This window comes from Blastomonas sp. (genome assembly GCF_030373265.1).
In the GTDB taxonomy this organism is placed as follows: domain Bacteria; phylum Pseudomonadota; class Alphaproteobacteria; order Sphingomonadales; family Sphingomonadaceae; genus Blastomonas.
Genome location: NZ_JAUCZC010000006.1, coordinates 65936 through 85808, shown reverse-complemented (window position 1 = coordinate 85808; position 19873 = coordinate 65936). Strand labels below are relative to the sequence as shown.

Sequence of the window (19873 nt, the reverse complement as noted above, 5' to 3'; positions counted from 1 at the left end):
TCATTCGAGCCTCCTTTGGGTTGATTGCCGCACATGCGACTCTTCAAAGAAAGGCTTTGCTTCCCAACTACTCAAATCATTATGAGATTATATTATCTGGTCCGCCCAATGATCGGGCGGCGTGGCTGGCGATGTCCAGAACAGATTTGATCCTGCGGCGGTAGAACTGGCTGACCGAGAGCTTCTCGGTTCGACGCTGCCTTGTCGCAAGCCAGTCCTCGAGATCCCCTTGCTCCCGGTCGGTTGCAGCGAACATGTGTGCATCGATCGCAGACAGCCGCGCCAGCCTGTCATCAACATTCGTGGCAACGCTTTGTAATGCGGCATTGGACGAGAGGCTGGCGACAGTACGCACGAGTTCGCCAGCAGTTCGATGTTGAGATTGATGATGTGCCCCCGCCCAGGCCCGAATGGCCGCATGATCGAGGTCATCCATGGCGGCATGTGCCAGTATCATTGCCAGACCATAGAGATCTTTCAGTTCTACTGGATCTACCACAGGCACGAAATACCCGATTGCGGGCCTGTCGATCAGCAATCCTTGGCCTGCAAGCCTTGACAATGCTTCACGCACCGGTGTTGCGCTGATCCCCAGCCGCGCAAGTACATCGGCTGCAGCTAGCCTAGCACCCGGCGCAAACCGGCCGTCGCGTAGATCAGAATGGAGTGTTGAATAGGCCCTGCTGAAGGCGTTGCCGTGTTCCGCCAAGATTTCTCTCCACATATCTGTGAATGGGAGCATCAGCATGGTGAGGAACAATCGAGGTAGGCCATCGGTTTGTACCAGCTAGGCAACCGTTATCTGCAAGATTGATCAATACATTGCAATTTGCGCAGTCGCTTGCCGTATCTAACTCTATTTATTGCCCTTTTTAGGTGCAGTTATGCCAGATTTCCGCAGTCCTTAAGCGTGCCTATTGTATCTTTCCAAACCCACAATTCAAAGATAAGATCGAATATCAAAGTTTATCGCTGGAGAACTCGCTGCAGCTGGGGAGTTAGTGCGCCCATGACAGGAAAGTCGAATGACGATGCTGCAAGCGCCGCTCTTCTCGCGACCGCTTTGCGTGGGATAAGAAAGTCGCGGCGCATGCGGACGTCGGAGGTCGCTCAGGCTATGGATATGCCTGTCCGCTCTTACGAGCATTTCGAAGCCGGTCATGGACGGATGACCTATGGCCGGTTGGTTCGATTTGCCGAGGCTACCAACAGTGACCCCGTCGCCCTGCTGTCGGTGGCTGCAATAGGTTCAGCAGAGTTCGCTCAACGATGTGCCGATAACAAGCTGATGCAGATCGTAATGATCGCATTGAGCGAACTCAACGACGACCTGGGTGAAGACATCGTCTACCTGGAGTCCGGAGCCATCATCGGTGGCATGACAAGGCTGTGCAAGGACCTAGCCGAGCATGTCCGCAAACGTGATACGTTCGCAGAAACGTGGCTTGAGAGCCGTGCTCCCAGAATGAACAGAACGATTTCGCCGGAATCCGGCAGGTTCAAGCCGCGCGTCTCTCGTTGATGTATCGCAATGGTCTGAGCCAGTCTTATTGTGTCAGCGATCCTCCTTTGACGCTCTGCTCTCTTCATTGCCGAGCCGTGCCGATAACCATAGCGCCAAGAACTGCCACATATCCCGAATATTGGCCGGGCTGCGGATCGCGTGCCCTTCTCCCCAGTAGCGCAGAAGCGTTGCGTCTTTGCCAGATCGGTACAGTCCTGAAAACATACGCTCGGCTCCAGTTACCGATACCGGATCAAGGTCGCCGTGGATCAGTAGAATGGGCGATTGGATCGAGCCCATCTGGTAATATGGGCTGTTGCGGATATAGCGCGAAGGATCCTGCCATGGCGCTGCTCTCAGTCTTGCCTGTCCAAGTTCAGCCCACCCAAAGCTTGGACCGAGCGGAAAGCCTGCCGTCAGATTTATTCGGTCATAAGGCAGCAGATTTCCATGCTGGAGTGTCAGGTCAGCCGGAGCGGCGCCAGCGACGGTTGCCTTGAAACGCCTGCTTTGAGACGCAACCACCAACGCGGTATAGCCGCCAAAGCTATGGCCATAAACGCCCATTCGAGATGCATCGACGTAGCCGGATGCAATGGCCGCGTCGGCGGCGGCTTCAATTTGCCGGGTCAAGGCCGAGGCTGGTTCACCCGCCTCACGATCATGGGGCATGCTCGGTAGCAGCACTGCGTAGCCCAAGCTCGTCATCAGCAACGGATTGACCGCGCTGGAGACAGTATCGGGAGCGATAGGTGCTGTGCTTCCTACAGGATAGACAGAACCAGGATAAGGCATGATGACCAGCGGCAGATTTCTGTCGCGCTGAGCGCCATCAGGCAGAAACAGCCAATGGACGAGTCCATCGGAAGCCGCTGGCAAAGCAAGCGTCCGAGGCAGTTTTACACTTTCGAGGTGGGTATTGATCGCATCTACCAAAAATGGGTGTTGGCCGTCTCTAACAAGCCAAAGGCGACTGGCCCCGTGTTGGGACCTTGAAACCGCGAGCCCGGTTTGCATCACCGGCGCAAGACCGAACAATCGACTCGTATCACCGGGCACGGGAATTTCGAACCTGTGTGCCTCCGCCAGCAATCGCGCAGTCACGCCGGTGGCATTCGGTCCCCATTCTGACCTGCCAGCTGCCGTGACGATTGATGCGTAACGTTCTCTGATCCCGGTATCGAACGTTTCCTGGGCGGGCTGGTCGATATGAGTCACGGCTTGTGTAGCTTGCCGGGATGTTTTGCGTTGCCGGTCCCTCCAGACACCATTGGGACAGGGTACAATCAGATCGCGGCCATTCTTGAAGATCACGGACGGATGGCATGGCGACGCTAGTTTTCGTCCATGATCTCCCCCCAGCCTCACCCATTCGGGCTTTCCGTCTGTCGTCTGCGACAGCATCAGAACCTCGCGTCCATGCCATCCGGCTCGAACGATCCGAGCTCCCGAATCGTTGTCTGGCAGCCAGGGTTTGACGCTCGGCGGCTGCACAGGCTTTGCCTGGCCCGTATCTGCATCAAATACGTGCAGGTGCCCGTGCGACCAATCGGTCCCTGGCGTGCCGGCAAAGAACAGCAGAGAACTCCCCTTGTCCGACCAGTGCATGACTCCGGGCATGGTTTGGCACTCGGTGCAGGCTCGCCAAGAGCGATCATCATCCAGTGCAAGAATTCGGATACCATGCTGCCTTGGTAAGGCACTGCTGGAAAGCAGGGCCCCCGCCATCGGTTTCGCATCCTCTAGTTCATCCATCAATGCCAGCCATCTGGCATCCGGCGACAGAGCCATATCTGCGACATGCCCTTCGGCAATTGTCCGTTGGTCAAGAGAATCAACGTCAAACTCTACGACCTTGAGTTGCTGCCGGTTCTCGTCACTCGTGATCCGATCGGTCGTGACGACCGACGTGCCGGTCTCCTTGCCCGTGGCCGAGCGTTGCCAATAAGAGGGGAACTCGCGCTGGGATCGGCTGCCCGCATCCAACGGGAATGGTAACTGATCATGAGGTGCAGCAAGCACCAGCAGGCGGCGATTGTCACGCCAGACCGGTAGCGGGTTGAGAAGAGCAGGTACGGGATTTGCCGGGAGCCAGCGCACCCTTGATGTCTTCATGTCGACAATGCCGAGCGAAAGGCGGTCCGAGGTCAGCCTAAAAACTGATAGCCTCGAACCGTCCGGCGACGCGCTTCCCAACCAGTATCCGGCGTCGACCGATTGCGGGAACAAAGGCGTAAGTCTGCCGCCTTTGCCAAGATCGATCCGCATGATTTCGCCCAGCATGCGTTTGTTGAACGCATCGAAATGATAGGCCGCAGCGTCTGCATATGGCCGATATTTCTCAACCACCGCCCATTCGCCCCGGGGGTCGAAAACCGCTTTACCATAGCTTTGAACAGCAAGCATGTCGTCGATCTCGTATGGCTTGGCTGCACCGGAGGCCGCGCACACAAGGCACAGCGCTGCAATCCATGTCTTACGCATGGCGTCCTTCTTTCTTTCAGGGTGGCCGATTTTCAGGCGATGGCGCGGATCACCAGCGCTTTTTCAACTGGAGCGCCACAAACCGCCCGAGCACGTCTGCATTGGCGGGGTCGTAGCCAAACCCGAGTGAGCGATCGACAAATGGCGGGTCACGATCGAACACGTTCTGCACCGTCAGCGCTGCGCTGAAGCCGCGTGCGAAGCCCGATGTGAGGTCAGGCAAAAAGCGCAGCTGGAAATCAAGGCTCGTCCAGGATGAAATCGGACGAGCCGGGACGCTGATGTTATCGGAATAGCCGCCCACGTGATTGATCGCGAAGTTTGCCCCGAATTCGTGCCATGACCAGTCAATCGTGGATCGAGCTCGAAAATCGACCGGATTGCCGAGCGTCCCGACGCGTTCGATCAAGGGTGAGGCGGGTGTGATCTGATCCTTGAAGTCGATCATCACGGTGGCATTGGCTGCAAATGCAATGGTATGATCGCCAAGAGCAAAGCCGTACCGCATGGAAAGATCGAAACCCCGGATATCGACGCGTGCCGAATTGACGAACCGCCCGTCCACGATTGCGCTGAACAGATCAGGATTGACCGTCGGCTGGATGGTCGAATTGGGGCTTGCAATCAGATCTGCGATCCGAGCCCGGTCTTGAGAGTTGTTCTGCGGGTCCAGAAAAGTAACAAACGGCGCGAAGATTGGATTGGTCAGCGCCTGCAGGATGTTTTCGTTGGCGGGTTGGCCGATACGGTTGCGGAACCGCGTCTGAAAGAAGGTGGCCTCGAACGAGAGCCCCGGCATTGTGGGCGGGGTGATGGTTGCTCCGACTGTCAGTGATCTTGCTGTTTCCGGGTCGAGATTGGTATTTCCGCCGCCAAGCGAGATGACCTGGCGATTTCCGCCTCCGATTGCGGGCAGCTGAGTGTTGGAAATCCTGGGGGCATCGCGAACTTCGAAAAGGGCAGGCGCACGAAACGATGTGCCAGCACTCGCTCGTACCATGACGCCGCCAGAAGGCTGCCAGGCCAGCCCTATCTTCGGATTCACCGTTGTGCCGAAGTCAGAATATCGTTCCGCCCGCACCGCAGCCGAAAGGTCCAGTCTTTCAATCCCGGCAACCGCGTTGGCAGCACCCACCAGCGGCGCGGCGACTTCGGCGAACGCCGAGACAATTGTGCGGTCGGCATCAATAGGTATTCCCGCCGATGGGGTTCGGCCCGATAGAAAGCTCAAGGTTCTGCGCGAAAAATTCTCGCGCCGCGCCTGCATTCCGATCGCAAGCTTAACCGATCCGGCTGGAGCCTCGAAAATCGTCCCGTCGGCAACGAGGCTGCCGTTGAGCAGTCCACTGCTGAATCGCTCGTCGATAAAGCCGCTGCCAATGAAATTCAGGACTGCGCTATTGTTGCTGCGCCCTTCGCCGAAAGGGTTGAAAAACCCGTCCCGGGGAGCGCTGAATGGCGTGAGGGGATCATCCGGAGTCGTACCCAGCGCTTCATTCAGCGCGGTAGCGTTGAGTATATTGTTGTTGCGCCGGTGATCCGATTGACGCGCATAGGAGACAAAGCCGTCCACTTGCCAGTCACCTCCAAATTCCGCGCGTGCGCCTCCGGTACCCGACCAGGCCTCCACTTTCCCTTGGGTCCGAAGAGGTCCAAGGTCCTTGTCGAACAGATAGGCAATGTTGGTTACTGGGCTGCCATTGGGTGAAACGAAAAATGGATTGGCCCGCGTGACCGACATGACTGTCAGGGACGGCTGGGCCAGATGCTGAAACTGCCGGTTTGTATATCGTCCTTCGGCATATAGGGTTGCGGCACTTCCAAGTTGCTGCTCCCCGGTGATGTACAGGCTGTGACGTGTCTGTCGGGGCAGGAGATCAACCTGAGCGCGCGGGCTGGCAAGATTTTGTCCGGGCACGAAATCCTGAGGCCGCAGGGCCGTTCCATCCTGACCAGCGGGTACCGCAAAGGCCGGCACGAACGTACGCAGAGCCGGGTCAAGGGCCACCACGGTACCAGGCGCGGAAAAAAACAGGCGATAGTCATTTCCGCCAAGTGGCCGCAGATCCGCCGAGCGGGTATAGGCCCGCGAAGATGAGCTCAGCGCTTCTCGCCGCTGAAACTCGTACGCAACCAGAATGTGTCCCTCTGCCCAGCGTGTCCCCGCCAACTGTCCCAGCTGGACATCCTGGCTGCCCCCTCGGGTGACGCTGCCAAGCCGATAGCGTGTTTCTGTACCCTCAAAGTCCCGGCGTAGCAGCAGGTTTACAACTCCACCGACCGCATCCGAGCCGTAGACCGCCGATGCGCCATCTGTCAGGATCTCGATGCGCTCAACTGCCGCAAGGGGTATCAACGAAAGATCCGTGAAGTCGCCTCTGCCCCCGGATCCGGCTACTCTTCGGCCGTTGACGAGCGTGAGCGTCGCGTCTGAACCGAGCCCGCGCAGATTGATGCTCGATCCAAGCCCCAAATTGTTGATTGTCCGGTCACTACCCGTCAGGCTGGTGTCCTCGTTTGCGGTGCCGCCGAAGTTCTGCGGCAGCAAAGCCAAGGCTTCGGCAATCGTGCCTGTTCCAGAGCGCTCGATGTTCTCCGATGTGATTTCTATAAGTGGAGAGACGCCGATTCCTGTTGAGCGGATGTTGCTGCCGGTAACAACAATAGGAACGTCGTCCCTCGCCTCCGCGGGCGGCTGGGGCCTTTGCGGCTGTAGCCTTGGGGTGCGGGGCGGCGAGGGGTTGCGCGACTGACCTAGAGACCTTGGCCGCTCTGCCGGCGCTGCGGTCAACACGATGACGTTGCGAGCCCGTTTGCGTACCAGTATCTGCTGGCCTGACAGTAATCGCCGCAATGCCTGATCTGCGTCCATTGGGCCCTTGATTGCCGGAGCATTGCGGTGCGCAACCAGAGACGAGGGGTAGAGGAGCTGTCGCCCTGTAAGTGCCATATATTGGCGGAGCGCCTGATCAAGCGGGCCCGCCGCAATGTCGAACTGCTGAGTCCGGCCGGCTGCCTGGGCTGCAGCATTCGGAGGAAGGGTGGCGCTGAGCACCACGAGTGCCGCGAGCGAAGTCCTGGCTGCGAGCCACAAAACCCGATGTTGTTTCTGCGTTTTTCCCATTTCCCTTTTCCCCCTCGTTTTTGGATTGCAGGGCAGCTTCCGGGAACGGAACGTCAGCACCTGATCACCCTAAACGATGGGAGCGGGGGGCAACCCTAAACCCCTGGGAAAATTCCCAGTGCAGCTGGCTGATTACCTGTCACGCAACTCGATGGCCCCATCAGGCTTGTCAAACGCCTCCAGAGGGTAAAGCGTCGTCACGGCCTCGACAAAGGCCTGAACGTCACCGACAGCAAAGCCGCCGTTGACCTCCTGCTGAGCCCAGCGGGTTGAAGTCAGGCGCAGGGGTTTGCGCGCGTAGCGGTTCACTTCGGCGACAGCCTGGACCAGCGGTGTCTGCCGGAAATCCAGCCGGCCCTGTGTCCATGCAGTGATAGACCTCGTGTCTGCAGCCATCACCCGTTCCAGCCCGGAAGCTGCAACGTTGACCATCTGGCCTGGTGCCAGTTCGACACGCGCCAAAGCAGGCGAGGGGTTTCTGGTGGTGACTGCGACCCGGCCTTCCACAAGCGCGATCCTGGTGCCGCTGACGGTGTCATCGACTTCAAACTGCGTTCCCAAGGCTTGAATCCGCGCGTCGCCAGCCGAAACGAGAAAACTTGTCGAGCTGTCATGGGCAACATCAAAGAACGCTCGTCCTTTGACGAGCCGCACGGACCGCTCGGAATCCATGCGCACGTTGATGCGGGTATTGGTGTCGAGCCGGATGCGGCTGCCATCTTCGAGCTGGACGAGCCTCTGCTCCCCGATCGCGGTTTCAAAAACCGTGTCGCGGGCCAGCATGAAAAACGCGGCACAAGCGAGAAGCACTGCAAAACCTGCTACAATAGCAAGCCTGATCCCGCGCCCACGATCCCTGTTTGCAAAAGTCGCACCATCCAGCGCGTGGGCAATCTCGGGATCATCTGCCAGCCTCAGACTGGACCGCCAGAGGGTTTCGAGTTCGTCATAGGCCTTTGCGTTGTGGGGAATTCGACGCCATGCGAAATACTCTTCCAGCTCGACAGTGTCGACCACGCGCGAGTTTAGCCGGGACAACCATCCTGCAGCTTCAACCGCAGCCTGCCGTGTGACCGGATCGAGCTTGTCTGAGGGGATGTTGCTCATTGCGCCAACCGTTCCGCGCAGTGAAGAAGTGCCTTGCGCATCCGGTACTCTACCGTCTTGACCGAAACTCCAAGATGCTCGGCAATCTGCACATTGGTCATGGCGGTAAACCTTGATAGGAGAAACACGTTGCGCAAGTCAGGTGGTAGAGAGAGAATAATCCCCTTCAATGCCAACAGATACTCCTGATCTCCCTCTGATGCGATCTCTTCGAAAGGGTCCAGATCATTGGCTGGCAGTTTGGAATCTCGTCGCATCTGATCCCTGGCCAGATTGAGAGCGATCCGTAGCAGCAACGCCTTGGGGTGGTGAATGCTGTCTTCGTCGCTGTATCGGGCTATGCGGATGTAGGCGTCGTGGACTATGTCATCCACATCGATACCGTGATTGCCGAGCCTGTAACCCAATGCGCGGCGCAGCCAGTCAACATGGGTGCGGTACAAAGTTTCTATTGCCCTACGCTGGCGCCCGCGACCTGACAGCCCTCGGCGAGGTATCGGACTCAGATGATCTGCCATGGCAGCGGCTTTCCCTGTAAACCAGAGGCGCTACGGCAACCTTTGCAGCTGCCAGGAAAGCCGATTGCTTAGAGACCAGCCGACAAAGCCGGCCGTCATGAGAACCGGAGGTCCCGTCCGGATTGCGGTCCGGCACGTGACCCAGCACTCTTGACCAATATACAAGGGTTTCCACGCCCCGCTGCCAGCCATACCGGCAGCCGTGGCAGGATCAGCCACCTGGCACGTCATCGCAATAGCGGCAGCTGGCAGGAGGGAGGGGGTCGGGTGTTGGAACCTCAGTACACAAGGCCCGCTATTTGAAATGCGATGCGCTGCCGACATATCCAGCAGAACCGCGAATGTCCCCCGGCTCCCGCATCGCGCCCTATTTTGCGGCACCCGACATAGTGTCCTTATTCCTGCGGTTGGAACGTGCGAAGTCACATCCGCAGTCCGGTGAAATATTTCCGCAGAAACTGGATGGATTTTCGCAACATGAACGGGCTCCGCCAGTATCTTGCGTGAATCAGGCAAAGGGCTGCGGTCGTTACGAAACGGAGTTGCGGATCGAGTGACGCCGAGCATTGCCATCATCGATGGTACATTTGGCTGGCTACCGCTGATTCGCCGTCATGCTGCGTAAACTTGGCGAAACGCGCCGCCCTCTTGCACCCTGCTGGCGGACGTAGCGCTGAAGTGCGCGTTGAAGGGCCTGAGGCGCGCATGAGCACTGCTCACGCGATTATTGCGGCAACCAGCCTATCAGCCATCATTGCGCGACACATTCTGCGTGTTTCAGGCCGGACAATACTGGCTGCAGAAGGCTGAATTATGGTCCGCAGCGGCCCAAAGATGCAGATTTTTGCCTTGCCACAAGCAGGAACAATGCATTCTTCCTGTTGATGATGGACGGGATATCCAATCATTCCTGGAGGATCGTGCGCACCATTGCGATGGTTGCCGGAACGTGTGCTCGGCAGTCACCCCATCTTCGCACAGTGGTCGAAACCAACGGGACGATCGGAGCATGATCGAAATTCGACAGCTTCGTTATGCGGTTATCGCGGCCGAGCAGCAGAGTTTCTCTCGCGCCGCGACTTCGCTGAACATAAAGCAGTCGACACTGAGCAAGAAGGTCTTGCGACTGGAGGATCAGCTAGGGTTTCGATTGTTTGACCGGTCGACCCGCGGGGCGCATCCAACCGCGATCGCTGTCTCATTCCTCGATGCTGCACGTCAGATCATCCACGACATCGATGATTTGCAGCTTCGGGCCATAGCGTTGCGGAGCAAGCAGCAGGGAAGACTGGCCCTTGGATACAGCACCTCTCTTTTTGCCGGCCCCCTGGTTTCTGCCCTTTCGATATTCTTGAAGCAGCATCCTGATATTCAGTTTGATGGATTCGAGCGAGGCCCGCGTCGGCTGTTCGATGCATTGCGGGCCGGCGCGCTGGATGCTGTTATTGCCCCTTGCGAATTCTCGTCGGAAGAATTCGAGCATCTACCGCTTTGGAGTGAACCACTGCGTGTGTGCTTTGCCAGCACCCACAGGCTGGTGGGCGCCGGCCAAATAGGCTGGAACACCTTGGGCAACGAGCAATTTCTTCTTCCTGCTTCCGGTCTGGGGCCGGTGTTTCGTGACATACTGATCAGGCACCTTGGGTCGGACGATGCAGAGCCGGAAATCTCATTCCAGGCCACAGGTGGTGACAGTATTCTAGGTCTTGTTGCCATCACGCAGAAAGTAACCCTGCTGGTTCAGCCGATGTCGACATCAGCATTTCCAACGGTTCAGTCGCACGAAATCCTTGGTACAGATGGGCTCGTTCGGATCGGCTTCGGTCTGCATTGGAACACCACCAACACCAACCCTGCACTCGCGAAATTTCGGTACATCGCAGAGACCTGCGCGCATGACACATGGCAGGCGACCGGATTTTCGAAGAAGAGTTGAGACAGGGTTGATGGCCCTGGGATCGGGATGGGTGTCCTCTTGCTTGAGAATGCCAGTCTGATCTCAGAAGGCATTTCGCATGCGGGCATTGCGACGCGTCACGCCTCAATCGGTTCGTTCAACCGATATTGGAGCTGTTCTCAGTTTTCACCGGCCCTTCAGCCGCAACCGGCAGGAAGCATTGGCGCTAGGCCGAGAAGAACCGCCCAAAGGGCATTTCACGGTTGAGGTCATGGCGGATGCCCCCTACGCCCTGAAGGCTGCGGGCTATCGCAATTGGGCCCGCTCGATTGGGAGTGAGCAGGATTACGATCTTGAAACGGACAGTGGCACTGGCAGCGATTTGGCTGGTGTTTGCCGGAGCCGGACTCGAAGCCCTGGTGGTGGGGCTGATATTCGTTCCTATTGCGGTGGGGCTCAGCCTGCGGCTGGTCCCGGACGGGATACCTGTGCGGCTTGGCGCAGTGGCAGGCCTGCTGCCGCGATTCATAGCCCAGTCCGTCATCGGCGGAATCGACGTGGCGCGGCGCGCGTTCGATCCGCGGCTGCCGATCGATCCGGGCTGGATCGAGGTGCCCGTTGCCTTGCCCGATGGCGGCCGCGTAGCGCTTGGCGGCGAATTGTCGCTGATGCCCGGCACGCTCGCTGCCGGCAGCGTCGGGAACAGGCTGCTGGTGCATGTCCTCGATCGCAAGCAGGATGTCGCGGCGGCGATCCGCCACGAGGAGGAACGCCTTTGGCAGACGACGGGTGCGCGCAGGGGCGGCGCCAGCACCGGCGGTCCACCCAAAGACACGGAAGGGTCGCGATGAGCGCCTGGTTCCTGGCATTCGCCACCTTGCTGCTGCTCAGCCTTGCTGGCGCGCTTTGGCGGATCTGGCGCGGGCCGGAGCCTGCCGATCGCATGATGGCGGCGCAGCTTGTCGGCACCGGCGGGGTCGGCGTGGTGTTGCTGCTGGCAGCGGCGAGCGACTGGCAGATGCTCGACGTCGCGCTGGTCTTGGCGCTGCTGGCCGCCTTCGCGGCCATCGCCTTCGTCAAGGCACAGAGTGTCGATGGCAGTGGCGACCCCGAGGAAGACCCTGTGTCGCCTGCGGCAGGCACCGATCCTACCACCATCCAGCCCGGACGTGCACCCGATGCCCGCTGATATCGTCACCCTTGTCCTGTGCGGCGCCGGCCTGGTGTTCTTCTTTGCCGGAACCGCCGGGATCATCCGCTTTCCCGATACGCTCACGCGCCTGCACGCGCTGACCAAGGCGGACAATGTCGGCCTGGGTCTGTTGATCACGGGTCTGGCATTCCAGGCGCCCGATTGGCAATCGGTGGGCAAGCTCGTGCTGATCTGGGCCATGGCGCTGATTGCGGCGGGCACCACCGCGCAGCTCGTCGCCCGTTCGGCGTTGCAGCAGCAGGATACATCGCAGTGATCGACGGCACCGCATCGGATATCGCGGCCACGGGGTTCGATCTTGTGCTTGCGGCGATGATCCTTGGGGCAGGGCTGTTTGCGGTGACCGTGCGCGATCTGTTTGGCGCGGTGGTCTTTTTCATCGTCTATGGCGTGTTCGTCGCTCTGGCCTGGCTGCGGCTCGGAGCCCTGGATGTTGCGCTGACCGAAGCGGCCCTGGGGGCCGGGCTGACCGGTGTGCTGCTGATCGGCGCCGTGGCCCGGCTTGGCCGCAGAACCGGGACGCAAGGCACCGATGCGCTCTCGCGCCGCAGCGCCTTCTCGGTGCGTTCGGTATCGCAGATCGCGACAATGCTCGTGTCCGCAGCGGTCAGCGTGGCGCTTGGCTGGGCGTTCCTGTCGCTGTCGGATTCGGACGGTTTGCGCGCAGGGGTGGCAGCCAATCTCGACGCGTCGGGGGTCTCCAATCCGGTGACGGCGGTGCTGATCAATTTTCGCGGCTGGGATACGCTGCTTGAAAGCATCGTGCTGCTGGCCGCGCTGATCGGATTGTGGTCGCTCTGGCGCGACGATGACTGGGGGCGGCGGCCGGGTCTTCGCCAGCATGCGCGCGCCGATGGCGTGCTGGCGATGTTCGGTCGGCTGCTGCCGCCCTTCGGGCTGCTGTTCGGCGTGTATATGGTGTGGGTCGGCTCGTCGCTGCCCGGCGGGGCATTCCAGGGCGGTACCGTTCTTGCGGCGGTGTGGTTGCTGATGATGATGGCGGGTCTGATGCCGCCCCCCATGGTCACCTCGGCGCGGATCCGCGCTGTGCTGATCGCCGGGCCGCTGGTGTTTCTGAGCGTCGGCATCATCGGAGCGTTTGCCGGCGGTTTCCTCGGCTTGCCGCCGGCTTATGCCAAGCCGCTGATCCTGATGATCGAGGCGGCCCTCACGCTGTCGATCGCAGCGACGCTGGCGCTGCTGGTGCTCGGTCCGCCTGGCGGGCCTGCCATGCCTTCCGGACCGGGGGATGCACCCTGATGGCATCATCGAGCATCTTTGGCCTGTGCGGTGCGCTGCTGATCGGGATGGGGCTGTACGGTTTCATCACCCATCCGCATCTGCTGCGCCGCCTGCTGGCCTTCAACGTGATCGGATCGGGCATCTTCCTGCTGTTCGGGGCAACGGCGGCCCGTCTGCCATCGGCCGCGACCGATCCCGTCCCGCAGGCGCTGATCATCACCGGCATCGTCGTTGCGCTCGCGGCGACCGCGCTCGGCGTCGGGCTGGTGCTCGCCTATGCGCGCGTCACCGGACGCACCACGCTGCCCGAAGATGGCGCGCCCACCGACCCCGGCAAGCCGCCGCGATGAGTGTATCGCTCGCTATTGTCGCGCTGGTGACCGCGCCGCTGGTGGCCGCGCTGATCGCGGTCATCCTGCCGCGCTGGGGGCCATGGCTGAGCCTGCTGGTGGTCGCCGGAAACGCGGCCGCGCTGGTGGTGCTGATCCCCGCTATCGTCAGCCAGGGGGCGTTGACGCTGCCGATCGGCGGCTGGCAGGCGCCGCTCGGGATCACGCTGCGCGCCGACGGCATGGCGCTGGCCTTCCTCACGATGGCGGCGCTGGTGATGGCAGCGGTGCTGGTCAGCGCACGACCGGAATTCGGGGGCGGCGGCGAGGTGACCGAGACGCGGCGGCAATGGGCGTTCTGGCCGCTGGCGTTGCTGCTGTGGAGCGCGCTCAACGTCGTGTTTCTTTCGCGCGATCTGTTCAACCTGTATGTCGCGCTCGAGCTGCTGACGGTATCCGCGGTGGCGCTGGTCGCGATCGACGGCAAGGCCGATGGACTTGGCGCGGCCTTGCGGTATCTGATGTTTGCGCTGCTGGGCTCGCTTGCCTATCTGCTTGGCGCAGCGCTGCTGTATGCGCAGCACGGTACGCTCGACATTGCCTTGCTGGCCGACCAGGCGATCGGTGGTCGCGCCGCGGTCGACATGATGGCCGTCGGCCTGATGACCGCAGGCCTGGCTGCAAAGACCGCCCTGTTTCCGTTTCATGCTTGGCTGCAGCCAGCGCATTCGGGGGCGCCTGCGCCGGCGTCGGCGATGCTTTCGGCGTTGGTGCCCAAGGCCTCGTTCGCGATCCTCATCCGGATATGGTTCGAAGCCCTGCCCGGGCTGGCCACCCCGCCGCTGCTCGTGACGCTGGGGGCAATGGGCGCGATCGCGATCGTCTACGGCTCGGTGCTCGCGCTGCGCCAGACGCGGCTGAAGCTGATGATCGCATACTCCACTGTGGCGCAGATCGGCTATCTGTTCCTCATCTTCCCGCTCGCAGGCGGTGATTCCTACATGCAGCCATGGGCCGCCGGCGCATGGACCGGCGTGATGTTTCACGCGCTCAGCCACGGCCTTGCCAAGGCGTCGATGTTCTTGTGCGCCGGCCTGTGGATCGTGGCGGCGGGTAGCGACCGGATCGAGGCGATGCGCGGACTGGCATCGGCCACGCCGATGATCGCATCGGCATTCGCCCTGGCCGCAGTGACGCTGGTCGGGCTGCCGCCTTCGGGGGGTTTCACCGCCAAGTATCTGATGCTGACTTCGGCGTTCGTCTCGGGCCAATATGTCTGGGCCGCGGTGCTGCTGATCGGCGGGCTGCTCTCGGCAGCCTATCTGTATCGCCCGCTGGCGGTCGCGTTCGCGCGCGACGGCGATGCGGTGTTCAAGCCGGTTCCCCGTCTGGCGCAGGCGATGCCGCTGATGCTGGCGCTCGCCGCGATCCTGCTCGGCCTGGCATCGCAGGGGCCGTTCGCGCTGATGCAGATCGGCCGCCCAAGCAGCGCCGAGGCGGGCCTGCAATGAGCGCCACGCTCCCGATTCTGATCCTGCTCACGTCGCTGGTGCCGGCCTTCATCACCTTCTTCCTGCCGCAGGAGCGTCACAGCGTGCGCAATCTGCTCAATCTGGGCGGGGCGGTCCTGAAGCTCGGGCTGATCGTTTTCATGATCCTGGAGGTGGTGCAGGGGACGATCTACGAAACCCGGATCAGCTTTGCCCCCGGCCTGTATCTGCTGCTGCGCGTCGATGCCCTGTCTTTGCTTTTCGTTTCGCTGTCGGCGCTGTTGTGGCTGCTGACGACGATCTATGCGATCGCCTATCTGGGCAACAAGCCCGAGATGTCCCGCTTCTTCGGGTTCTTCAGCCTGTGCGTGGCTGCCACGACGGGGATCGCGCTGTCAGGAACGCTGATCTCGTTCTTCATCTTCTTCGAACTGCTCACGCTGTCGACCTGGCCCCTGGTGGTCCACAAGCAGAATGCCAAATCGATCGCCGCCGGGCGCAGCTATCTTGCCTATGCGCTGCCGGCGAGCGCGGTGCTGCTGATCGCGATCATATGGCTTGAAAGCTCGGTAGGGCCGGTCGAGTTCGCGACGCCGGCCAATCTGGAGAGGCTCGACGACAACAGCCTGCGGATGATCTTTGCGCTGTTCATCGCGGGGCTGGGGGTCAAGGCAGCGCTGGTGCCGCTGCACGGCTGGCTGCCGGCTGCGATGGCCGCACCTGCCCCGGTCAGCGCCTTGCTGCACGCGGTCGCGGTGGTGAAGGCGGGGGCGTTCGGTGTCATGCGCATCGTGCTCGATGTGTTCGGTCTCGAACGGATGGAGACGCTCGGCGTGGGCCTGCCGCTCGCCGTGCTGGCGGCCTTCACCATCTTGTGGGGGTCGGCGCGCGCGCTGCAGCAGCAGGAGATCAAGAAGCGCCTGGCGTTCTCGACGGTCAGCCAGGTGTCCTATATCGTCCTCGGGGTCGCGCTCGCATCCCCGTTTGCGGTGATTGGCGGCCTGGTGCATCTGGTGCATCAGGGGCTGATGAAGATCACCCTGTTCTTCTGCGCGGGCATCTTCGACGAGCGCGCCGGGATCACCCGGGTCGATGCGCTCGATGGCATCGGGCGGCAGATGCCCTGGACATCGGTGTGCTTTTCGATTGGCGCGATCGGCATGGTCGGCCTGCCGCCCACCGCCGGTTTCATCACCAAGATCTATCTCGGGATCGGCGCGATGCAGGCGGATGCGCCCTGGGTGCTTGCGGTGCTGGCCGTCTCGACGCTGCTCAACGCCGCCTATTTCCTGCCGCTGGTCTATCGCATCTGGTTCGGTGACGCACCGACACCGGTGCCTGCGGGCGGTGGCCCCACCGAACGGCCGTTGGGCCTGATCGCACCACCGGTGATCACCGCCTTCGCATCGATCGCGGTGGCGTTGCTGGCGGCCTCGTCCTTCAGTCCGCTCGCCTGGGCGACGCTGATCGCAACGCGGGATTATCTGCGATGATCGGCCCGAGCGGTCCGATGCTGCCGCTGGTCGCCCTGATCTGGCCGCTGCTGCTCGGCCTGGTCGCCTTGCTGCCGCCGGTGCGGGCCCATGCCTTGCGGCTGCTGCCGCTGGCGCCGTTGCCCGCAATCGGGCTGGCCTTCCTCGGAGGGCAGGGCGTGACGGTCGTGCCCGACGTGCTGCTCGGCGTGACGCTGGGTGCCGGGCGCCCTGCGATGCTGCTGCTGACGCTCACCGCCTGCCTGTGGTTCGCCGCGGCCGTGCACGCGCAAAAGTCCATGAAGGGGACGGCCAACCCCGCAGTGTTCAGCAGCTTCTGGTGCCTGACGCTGGCGGGCAATCTGGGGGTATTCCTCGCGCAGGATGTCGCCACGTTCTACGTCGCCTTCGCGGCGGTATCGCTCTCGGCCTATTTTCTGGTCGTGCACGAGGCCACGGCGGAAGCCCTGCGCGCCGGACGCCTGTACATCGTGCTCGCCCTGGTCGGCGAGGTCTGCCTGCTGGTGGCGTTCCTGATCGGCGCTTCGGCTGCGGACAGCCTGATGATCGGGCAGATCCGGCTGGCGCTGGCCGATGCGCCGCTTGGCACGTTCGCGGTCGCCCTGCTGGTGGCAGGCTTTGGCATCAAGGCCGGGCTGATGCCGCTGCACGTCTGGCTGCCGCTGGCGCATCCTGCCGCGCCCACGCCTGCCTCGGCGGTGCTCTCGGGCGCCATCGTCAAGGCGGGCATTGTCGGGCTGATGCTCTTCCTGCCGGTTGCCAGCGATATCACGACCATCGTGATAGCGCTCGGCTTTGCCACCGCCTTTGGCGGTGCGCTGGCGGGATTGCGCGTGCGCCAGCCCAAGGCCATCCTCGCCTATTCGACGATCAGCCAGATGGGGCTGGTGATCGCGCTGGTTGCCGCGGCGACCCGCAGTCCCGGTGGCGACATGGCCTACGCCGCCTATTACGGCTTCCACCACGGCCTGGCCAAGGGCGCGCTGTTCCTCGGGGTCGCGCTGGTCGCAGGCTCGCGCGGGCGCTGGCGATCCGGGGGGCTGGTGCTGCTGGCCGCGGTGGCCCTGTCGGTCGCAGGGGCGCCCCTGACCGGGGGGGGGCTGGCCAAGGCGGCCGCCAAGACCGGGCTCGGCGCATGGGAGACGTTCGCGCTGACGCTGTCGGCCGCCACGACGACGCTCGTGCTGGGCTGGTTTCTGGTCCGGCTCGCCGCCAGCCCGACGAAGCACGCGGAAGATGACGCTGAAGCCGAAGGTGCCAGGCACCCGCATCCGCTGATCGCAGGGCCGGTGGTCGCGCTGGCGCTCGCCGCGGTGGTATCGCCGTGGTGGCTGTGGAGCGCGTGGAGCGGGCTGCCCGCCGACTACCCGATGCGCCTCGCAACCTTGTGGTCGGCGGCCTGGCCGGTCGCGCTGGGAATGGCGGCGATCGCCGCGATGGCCCGCGCCAACTGGCCCGCCGGCACATTGGAGGCGGCCGATCCGCTCCGCGCCGCGAGGGCGGCGGGCCGCAGGCTTGCACCGCTGAAGCGCGTTCCCGGATCGCTCGCGACGATGCGCGCTGCCATTGCCGACCGGTCCACCGCAGCCGTGCGCCGTGCCGGCACAGTGGCGGCGAAGGGCGCCGAGACACTCGAAGGGGCGCTGCTGCAGTGGCGGATCAGCGGCCTTGCGATCGTGGTGTCGGTGCTCGCGATCGCGATCCTGGCGGCCCGCTGACCCCGCTTCGCGACGCCACGGCTCAGGGTTAGAACGTCATCACCAGGTTGACGTTGGCGACATGGTCGGACCGGTCGCGACCATCGCGGAAGACGTGCTGGTTGAGATAGCCGGGCACCATTTCGATCCGGTTCGCCAGCGGGACCGAAACGCCCGCGAAATTGCGCCACAGCGAGACCCCGCCGCGCTGCACATCGGTCTGGTTGAGGTCGATGAACGGCTCGGTATACGCCACCAGCTTGTTGCGCCCGGTGATCGGCACGCGCAGCTGGACGAACTGGCGCAGCCGCCAGGCGGTGCCGTTGCGTTCCTCGAAGGTGCGCTGCTCGATCCGGGTGCGCGAATCCACCGTCACCCCGCCTGCGGTCTGGAGCAGGCGGACGTTCAATTCCTGATAGAACCGGTGCTCGTTGAGATCGGCCCGTCCATCCGGCCGGGTCAGGATATAGGCATAGCCCGCACCCAGGCTGACGGTCGGGTCGAGCCGGTACGCGACCAGCGAGCGCAACAGCAGTTGCCCGAGCCGGTCGGCGTCATCGGTGAACCGCTCCTGCGCCTCGAGCCGGACATAGACGCTGTCGCTGGCGTTGATGGTCGCGAACTGGCCGAGCCAAATATTGAAATCATGGTCGTTCGCGCGGGCAGGCGCGGCCATGCCGAGCGCGGCAAGACCAGCTGCCGCCAATCGGGAAAACAGTCGCGAACGCATAAGCCAACCTTTTGAACACCCGAGCCTGTATCCCGGCCCGCTCTATGGGCAGGCCCGCTCTATGGAAAGCGCGGGTTCATGCCTGCATCGGGCAGCTTTTGGCAAACGCTATGCGGCAGGTGGTGGGATCCGGGCACCCCCGACAGCCGCATCTGAACATCGCTGCTCGCGGCCAACCGGAACCGCTCGCGCCCGGGCTCGTAGATATGCCTTCCCATGAGAACCAAGCGAACGAGGAGGTCCAATGGACCGGCTGCACGATGACTTCTGGAATTTTCGCGGTTCGTTCAGGATCGCCAAGGTCGTCGATATCGGCACCCATATGTCGCTGGTCCGGCAGGGCAATGGCCGTTTCCTCGCGCTCGACAGCTATGATCTGGACGCCGAGGATCGCGACCAGCTGCTTGCGCTGACCGATGGCGGCGCGCTGGTCGATGCAATCATCAATGTGCACCCGTTCCACACGCTGCATTGCGCCGCGCTGCATTCGGTGCTGCCCGGTGCGCGGCTGATCGGCACCCGCAGGCATCATGCCGAGCGGCCCGAGCTGCGCTGGGAGCCCGGGGTCATCGAGGATCCGGCAGCGCAGGCCGAGTTTGCAGAGGACCTCGAGTTCTCGACCCCGCGCGGCGTGGATTTCATCAGCGCGGATGACAAGGTGCACGTCGCCTCGGTGCTGGTGCGCCACAGGCCCAGCGGCATCGTCCATGTCGATGACACGATCAACGTGCTCGAGCCTCCGGCGCTGCTGAGCGCAATCCTGCCCGAGCCCCGGCTGCGCTTTCACCCGATGCTGGGCAAGGCGCTGGAAAAGCGTCCCGGCGCGGCCGACGACTATGCCAACTGGGCGCTCGAGCTTGCGCGCGCCTGGGCCGATACGCGCACCGTGTGCACCGCGCACTCGGCGGTTCGCACGCTTCCTCCCGGCGGATGGGAAACCGAAATTCTCGGCGCGCTGCTGGATGTCGACAAAACGCTCGACAGCCACCGCGCCACCTATGGCTGACCTGGCCATGGCTGATCCGGCCACGGCTGAATTGGCCGC

General features: G+C 62.3%; 17 protein-coding genes. 11 read left to right on the top strand and 6 right to left on the bottom strand.

Translation table 11 applies throughout. The annotated features are described in order from the left end of the window. Window positions 1–79: 79 nt before the first annotated feature. Window positions 80–709 (bottom strand): GntR family transcriptional regulator, encoded by a 630-nt coding sequence (locus QUV11_RS05330; RefSeq protein ID WP_300880938.1) that lies wholly within the window; start codon window positions 707–709, stop codon window positions 80–82. 300 nt (window positions 710–1009) lie between these two features. On the opposite strand from QUV11_RS05330, the gene QUV11_RS05325 reads away from it, so the two are divergent. Further along, window positions 1010–1522 carry a helix-turn-helix transcriptional regulator gene (locus QUV11_RS05325; RefSeq protein ID WP_300880937.1) on the top strand — a complete coding sequence of 171 codons (513 nt, stop codon included), beginning with the start codon at window positions 1010–1012 and terminating at the stop codon, window positions 1520–1522. Between the two features lie 33 nt (window positions 1523–1555). Here QUV11_RS05325 and QUV11_RS05320 read toward each other — a convergent pair whose 3' ends face one another. The 4 genes from QUV11_RS05320 to QUV11_RS05305 form a co-directional block, all read right to left on the bottom strand. Then, window positions 1556–3988, bottom strand: coding sequence for a prolyl oligopeptidase family serine peptidase (locus QUV11_RS05320; protein WP_300880936.1), 2433 nt, complete (start codon window positions 3986–3988; stop codon window positions 1556–1558). Between the two features lie 49 nt (window positions 3989–4037). Next, complete coding sequence (locus tag QUV11_RS05315) at window positions 4038–7112, bottom strand: TonB-dependent receptor (RefSeq protein WP_300880935.1); 3075 nt, start codon at window positions 7110–7112, stop codon at window positions 4038–4040. A 132-nt stretch (window positions 7113–7244) separates the two neighbouring features. Next, the gene (locus QUV11_RS05310; RefSeq protein ID WP_300880934.1) at window positions 7245–8219 is read right to left on the bottom strand and encodes a FecR family protein; all 975 of its coding nucleotides are present in this window, start codon (window positions 8217–8219) and stop codon (window positions 7245–7247) included. After that, on the bottom strand, window positions 8216–8737 hold the full coding sequence (locus tag QUV11_RS05305) for an RNA polymerase sigma factor (RefSeq protein ID WP_300880932.1): 522 nt from the start codon (window positions 8735–8737) through the stop codon (window positions 8216–8218). Before QUV11_RS05305 ends, QUV11_RS05310 begins: the two co-directional genes overlap by 4 nt. 1009 nt (window positions 8738–9746) lie before the next feature. Between QUV11_RS05305 and QUV11_RS05300 the strand changes: the two genes are divergently transcribed. From QUV11_RS05300 to QUV11_RS05260, 9 genes are all read left to right on the top strand, one after another. Next, window positions 9747–10673: a LysR family transcriptional regulator gene (locus QUV11_RS05300; protein ID WP_300880931.1), complete on the top strand. Its 927-nt coding sequence runs from the start codon at window positions 9747–9749 to the stop codon at window positions 10671–10673. Between the two features lie 314 nt (window positions 10674–10987). Further along, the gene (locus QUV11_RS05295) at window positions 10988–11485 is read left to right on the top strand and encodes a Na+/H+ antiporter subunit E (protein ID WP_300880930.1); all 498 of its coding nucleotides are present in this window, start codon (window positions 10988–10990) and stop codon (window positions 11483–11485) included. Continuing rightward, window positions 11482–11823, top strand: a complete 342-nt coding sequence (locus QUV11_RS05290; RefSeq protein WP_300880929.1) for a monovalent cation/H+ antiporter complex subunit F — start codon at window positions 11482–11484, stop codon at window positions 11821–11823. The genes QUV11_RS05295 and QUV11_RS05290 overlap by 4 nt, the downstream gene beginning before the upstream one ends. Beyond that, window positions 11813–12103: a monovalent cation/H(+) antiporter subunit G gene (locus tag QUV11_RS05285; protein ID WP_300880928.1), complete on the top strand. Its 291-nt coding sequence runs from the start codon at window positions 11813–11815 to the stop codon at window positions 12101–12103. Before QUV11_RS05290 ends, QUV11_RS05285 begins: the two co-directional genes overlap by 11 nt. Beyond that, window positions 12100–13107, top strand: a complete 1008-nt coding sequence (locus QUV11_RS05280) for a hydrogenase subunit MbhD domain-containing protein (RefSeq protein WP_300880927.1) — start codon at window positions 12100–12102, stop codon at window positions 13105–13107. The genes QUV11_RS05285 and QUV11_RS05280 overlap by 4 nt, the downstream gene beginning before the upstream one ends. Further along, entirely contained in the window at window positions 13107–13439 is a 333-nt protein-coding gene (locus tag QUV11_RS05275) for an NADH-quinone oxidoreductase subunit K (RefSeq protein WP_300880926.1), read from the top strand. The genes QUV11_RS05280 and QUV11_RS05275 overlap by 1 nt, the downstream gene beginning before the upstream one ends. Continuing rightward, the gene (locus tag QUV11_RS05270; RefSeq protein ID WP_300880925.1) at window positions 13436–14929 is read left to right on the top strand and encodes a proton-conducting transporter membrane subunit; all 1494 of its coding nucleotides are present in this window, start codon (window positions 13436–13438) and stop codon (window positions 14927–14929) included. Before QUV11_RS05275 ends, QUV11_RS05270 begins: the two co-directional genes overlap by 4 nt. Continuing rightward, entirely contained in the window at window positions 14926–16401 is a 1476-nt protein-coding gene (locus tag QUV11_RS05265) for a proton-conducting transporter membrane subunit (RefSeq protein ID WP_300880924.1), read from the top strand. Before QUV11_RS05270 ends, QUV11_RS05265 begins: the two co-directional genes overlap by 4 nt. Next, entirely contained in the window at window positions 16398–18119 is a 1722-nt protein-coding gene (locus QUV11_RS05260) for a complex I subunit 5 family protein (protein ID WP_300880923.1), read from the top strand. Before QUV11_RS05265 ends, QUV11_RS05260 begins: the two co-directional genes overlap by 4 nt. 28 nt (window positions 18120–18147) lie before the next feature. Here the strand turns inward: QUV11_RS05260 and QUV11_RS05255 are convergent, their stop codons facing one another. Next, window positions 18148–18828, bottom strand: a complete 681-nt coding sequence (locus tag QUV11_RS05255) for a DUF2490 domain-containing protein (protein ID WP_300880922.1) — start codon at window positions 18826–18828, stop codon at window positions 18148–18150. A gap of 244 nt (window positions 18829–19072) precedes the next feature. Between QUV11_RS05255 and QUV11_RS05250 the strand changes: the two genes are divergently transcribed. Then, window positions 19073–19834 carry a hypothetical protein gene (locus QUV11_RS05250; protein ID WP_300880921.1) on the top strand — a complete coding sequence of 254 codons (762 nt, stop codon included), beginning with the start codon at window positions 19073–19075 and terminating at the stop codon, window positions 19832–19834. Window positions 19835–19873: the final 39 nt, after the last annotated feature.

What these genes read in the sequence shown, in the direction of transcription:
- QUV11_RS05265 (WP_300880924.1), top strand. Translation starts at nt 14,926, where the DNA reads ATGAGCGCCACGCTCCCGATTCTGATCCTGCTCACGTCGCTGGTGCCG.
- QUV11_RS05290 (WP_300880929.1), top strand. Translation starts at nt 11,482, where the DNA reads ATGAGCGCCTGGTTCCTGGCATTCGCCACCTTGCTGCTGCTCAGCCTT.
- QUV11_RS05270 (WP_300880925.1), top strand. Translation starts at nt 13,436, where the DNA reads ATGAGTGTATCGCTCGCTATTGTCGCGCTGGTGACCGCGCCGCTGGTG.
- QUV11_RS05305 (WP_300880932.1), bottom strand. Translation starts at nt 8,737, where the DNA reads ATGGCAGATCATCTGAGTCCGATACCTCGCCGAGGGCTGTCAGGTCGC.
- QUV11_RS05325 (WP_300880937.1), top strand. Translation starts at nt 1,010, where the DNA reads ATGACAGGAAAGTCGAATGACGATGCTGCAAGCGCCGCTCTTCTCGCG.
- QUV11_RS05320 (WP_300880936.1), bottom strand. Translation starts at nt 3,988, where the DNA reads ATGCGTAAGACATGGATTGCAGCGCTGTGCCTTGTGTGCGCGGCCTCC.
- QUV11_RS05300 (WP_300880931.1), top strand. Translation starts at nt 9,747, where the DNA reads ATGATCGAAATTCGACAGCTTCGTTATGCGGTTATCGCGGCCGAGCAG.
- QUV11_RS05255 (WP_300880922.1), bottom strand. Translation starts at nt 18,828, where the DNA reads ATGCGTTCGCGACTGTTTTCCCGATTGGCGGCAGCTGGTCTTGCCGCG.
- QUV11_RS05285 (WP_300880928.1), top strand. Translation starts at nt 11,813, where the DNA reads ATGCCCGCTGATATCGTCACCCTTGTCCTGTGCGGCGCCGGCCTGGTG.
- QUV11_RS05260 (WP_300880923.1), top strand. Translation starts at nt 16,398, where the DNA reads ATGATCGGCCCGAGCGGTCCGATGCTGCCGCTGGTCGCCCTGATCTGG.
- QUV11_RS05315 (WP_300880935.1), bottom strand. Translation starts at nt 7,112, where the DNA reads ATGGGAAAAACGCAGAAACAACATCGGGTTTTGTGGCTCGCAGCCAGG.
- QUV11_RS05275 (WP_300880926.1), top strand. Translation starts at nt 13,107, where the DNA reads ATGGCATCATCGAGCATCTTTGGCCTGTGCGGTGCGCTGCTGATCGGG.
- QUV11_RS05250 (WP_300880921.1), top strand. Translation starts at nt 19,073, where the DNA reads ATGGACCGGCTGCACGATGACTTCTGGAATTTTCGCGGTTCGTTCAGG.
- QUV11_RS05310 (WP_300880934.1), bottom strand. Translation starts at nt 8,219, where the DNA reads ATGAGCAACATCCCCTCAGACAAGCTCGATCCGGTCACACGGCAGGCT.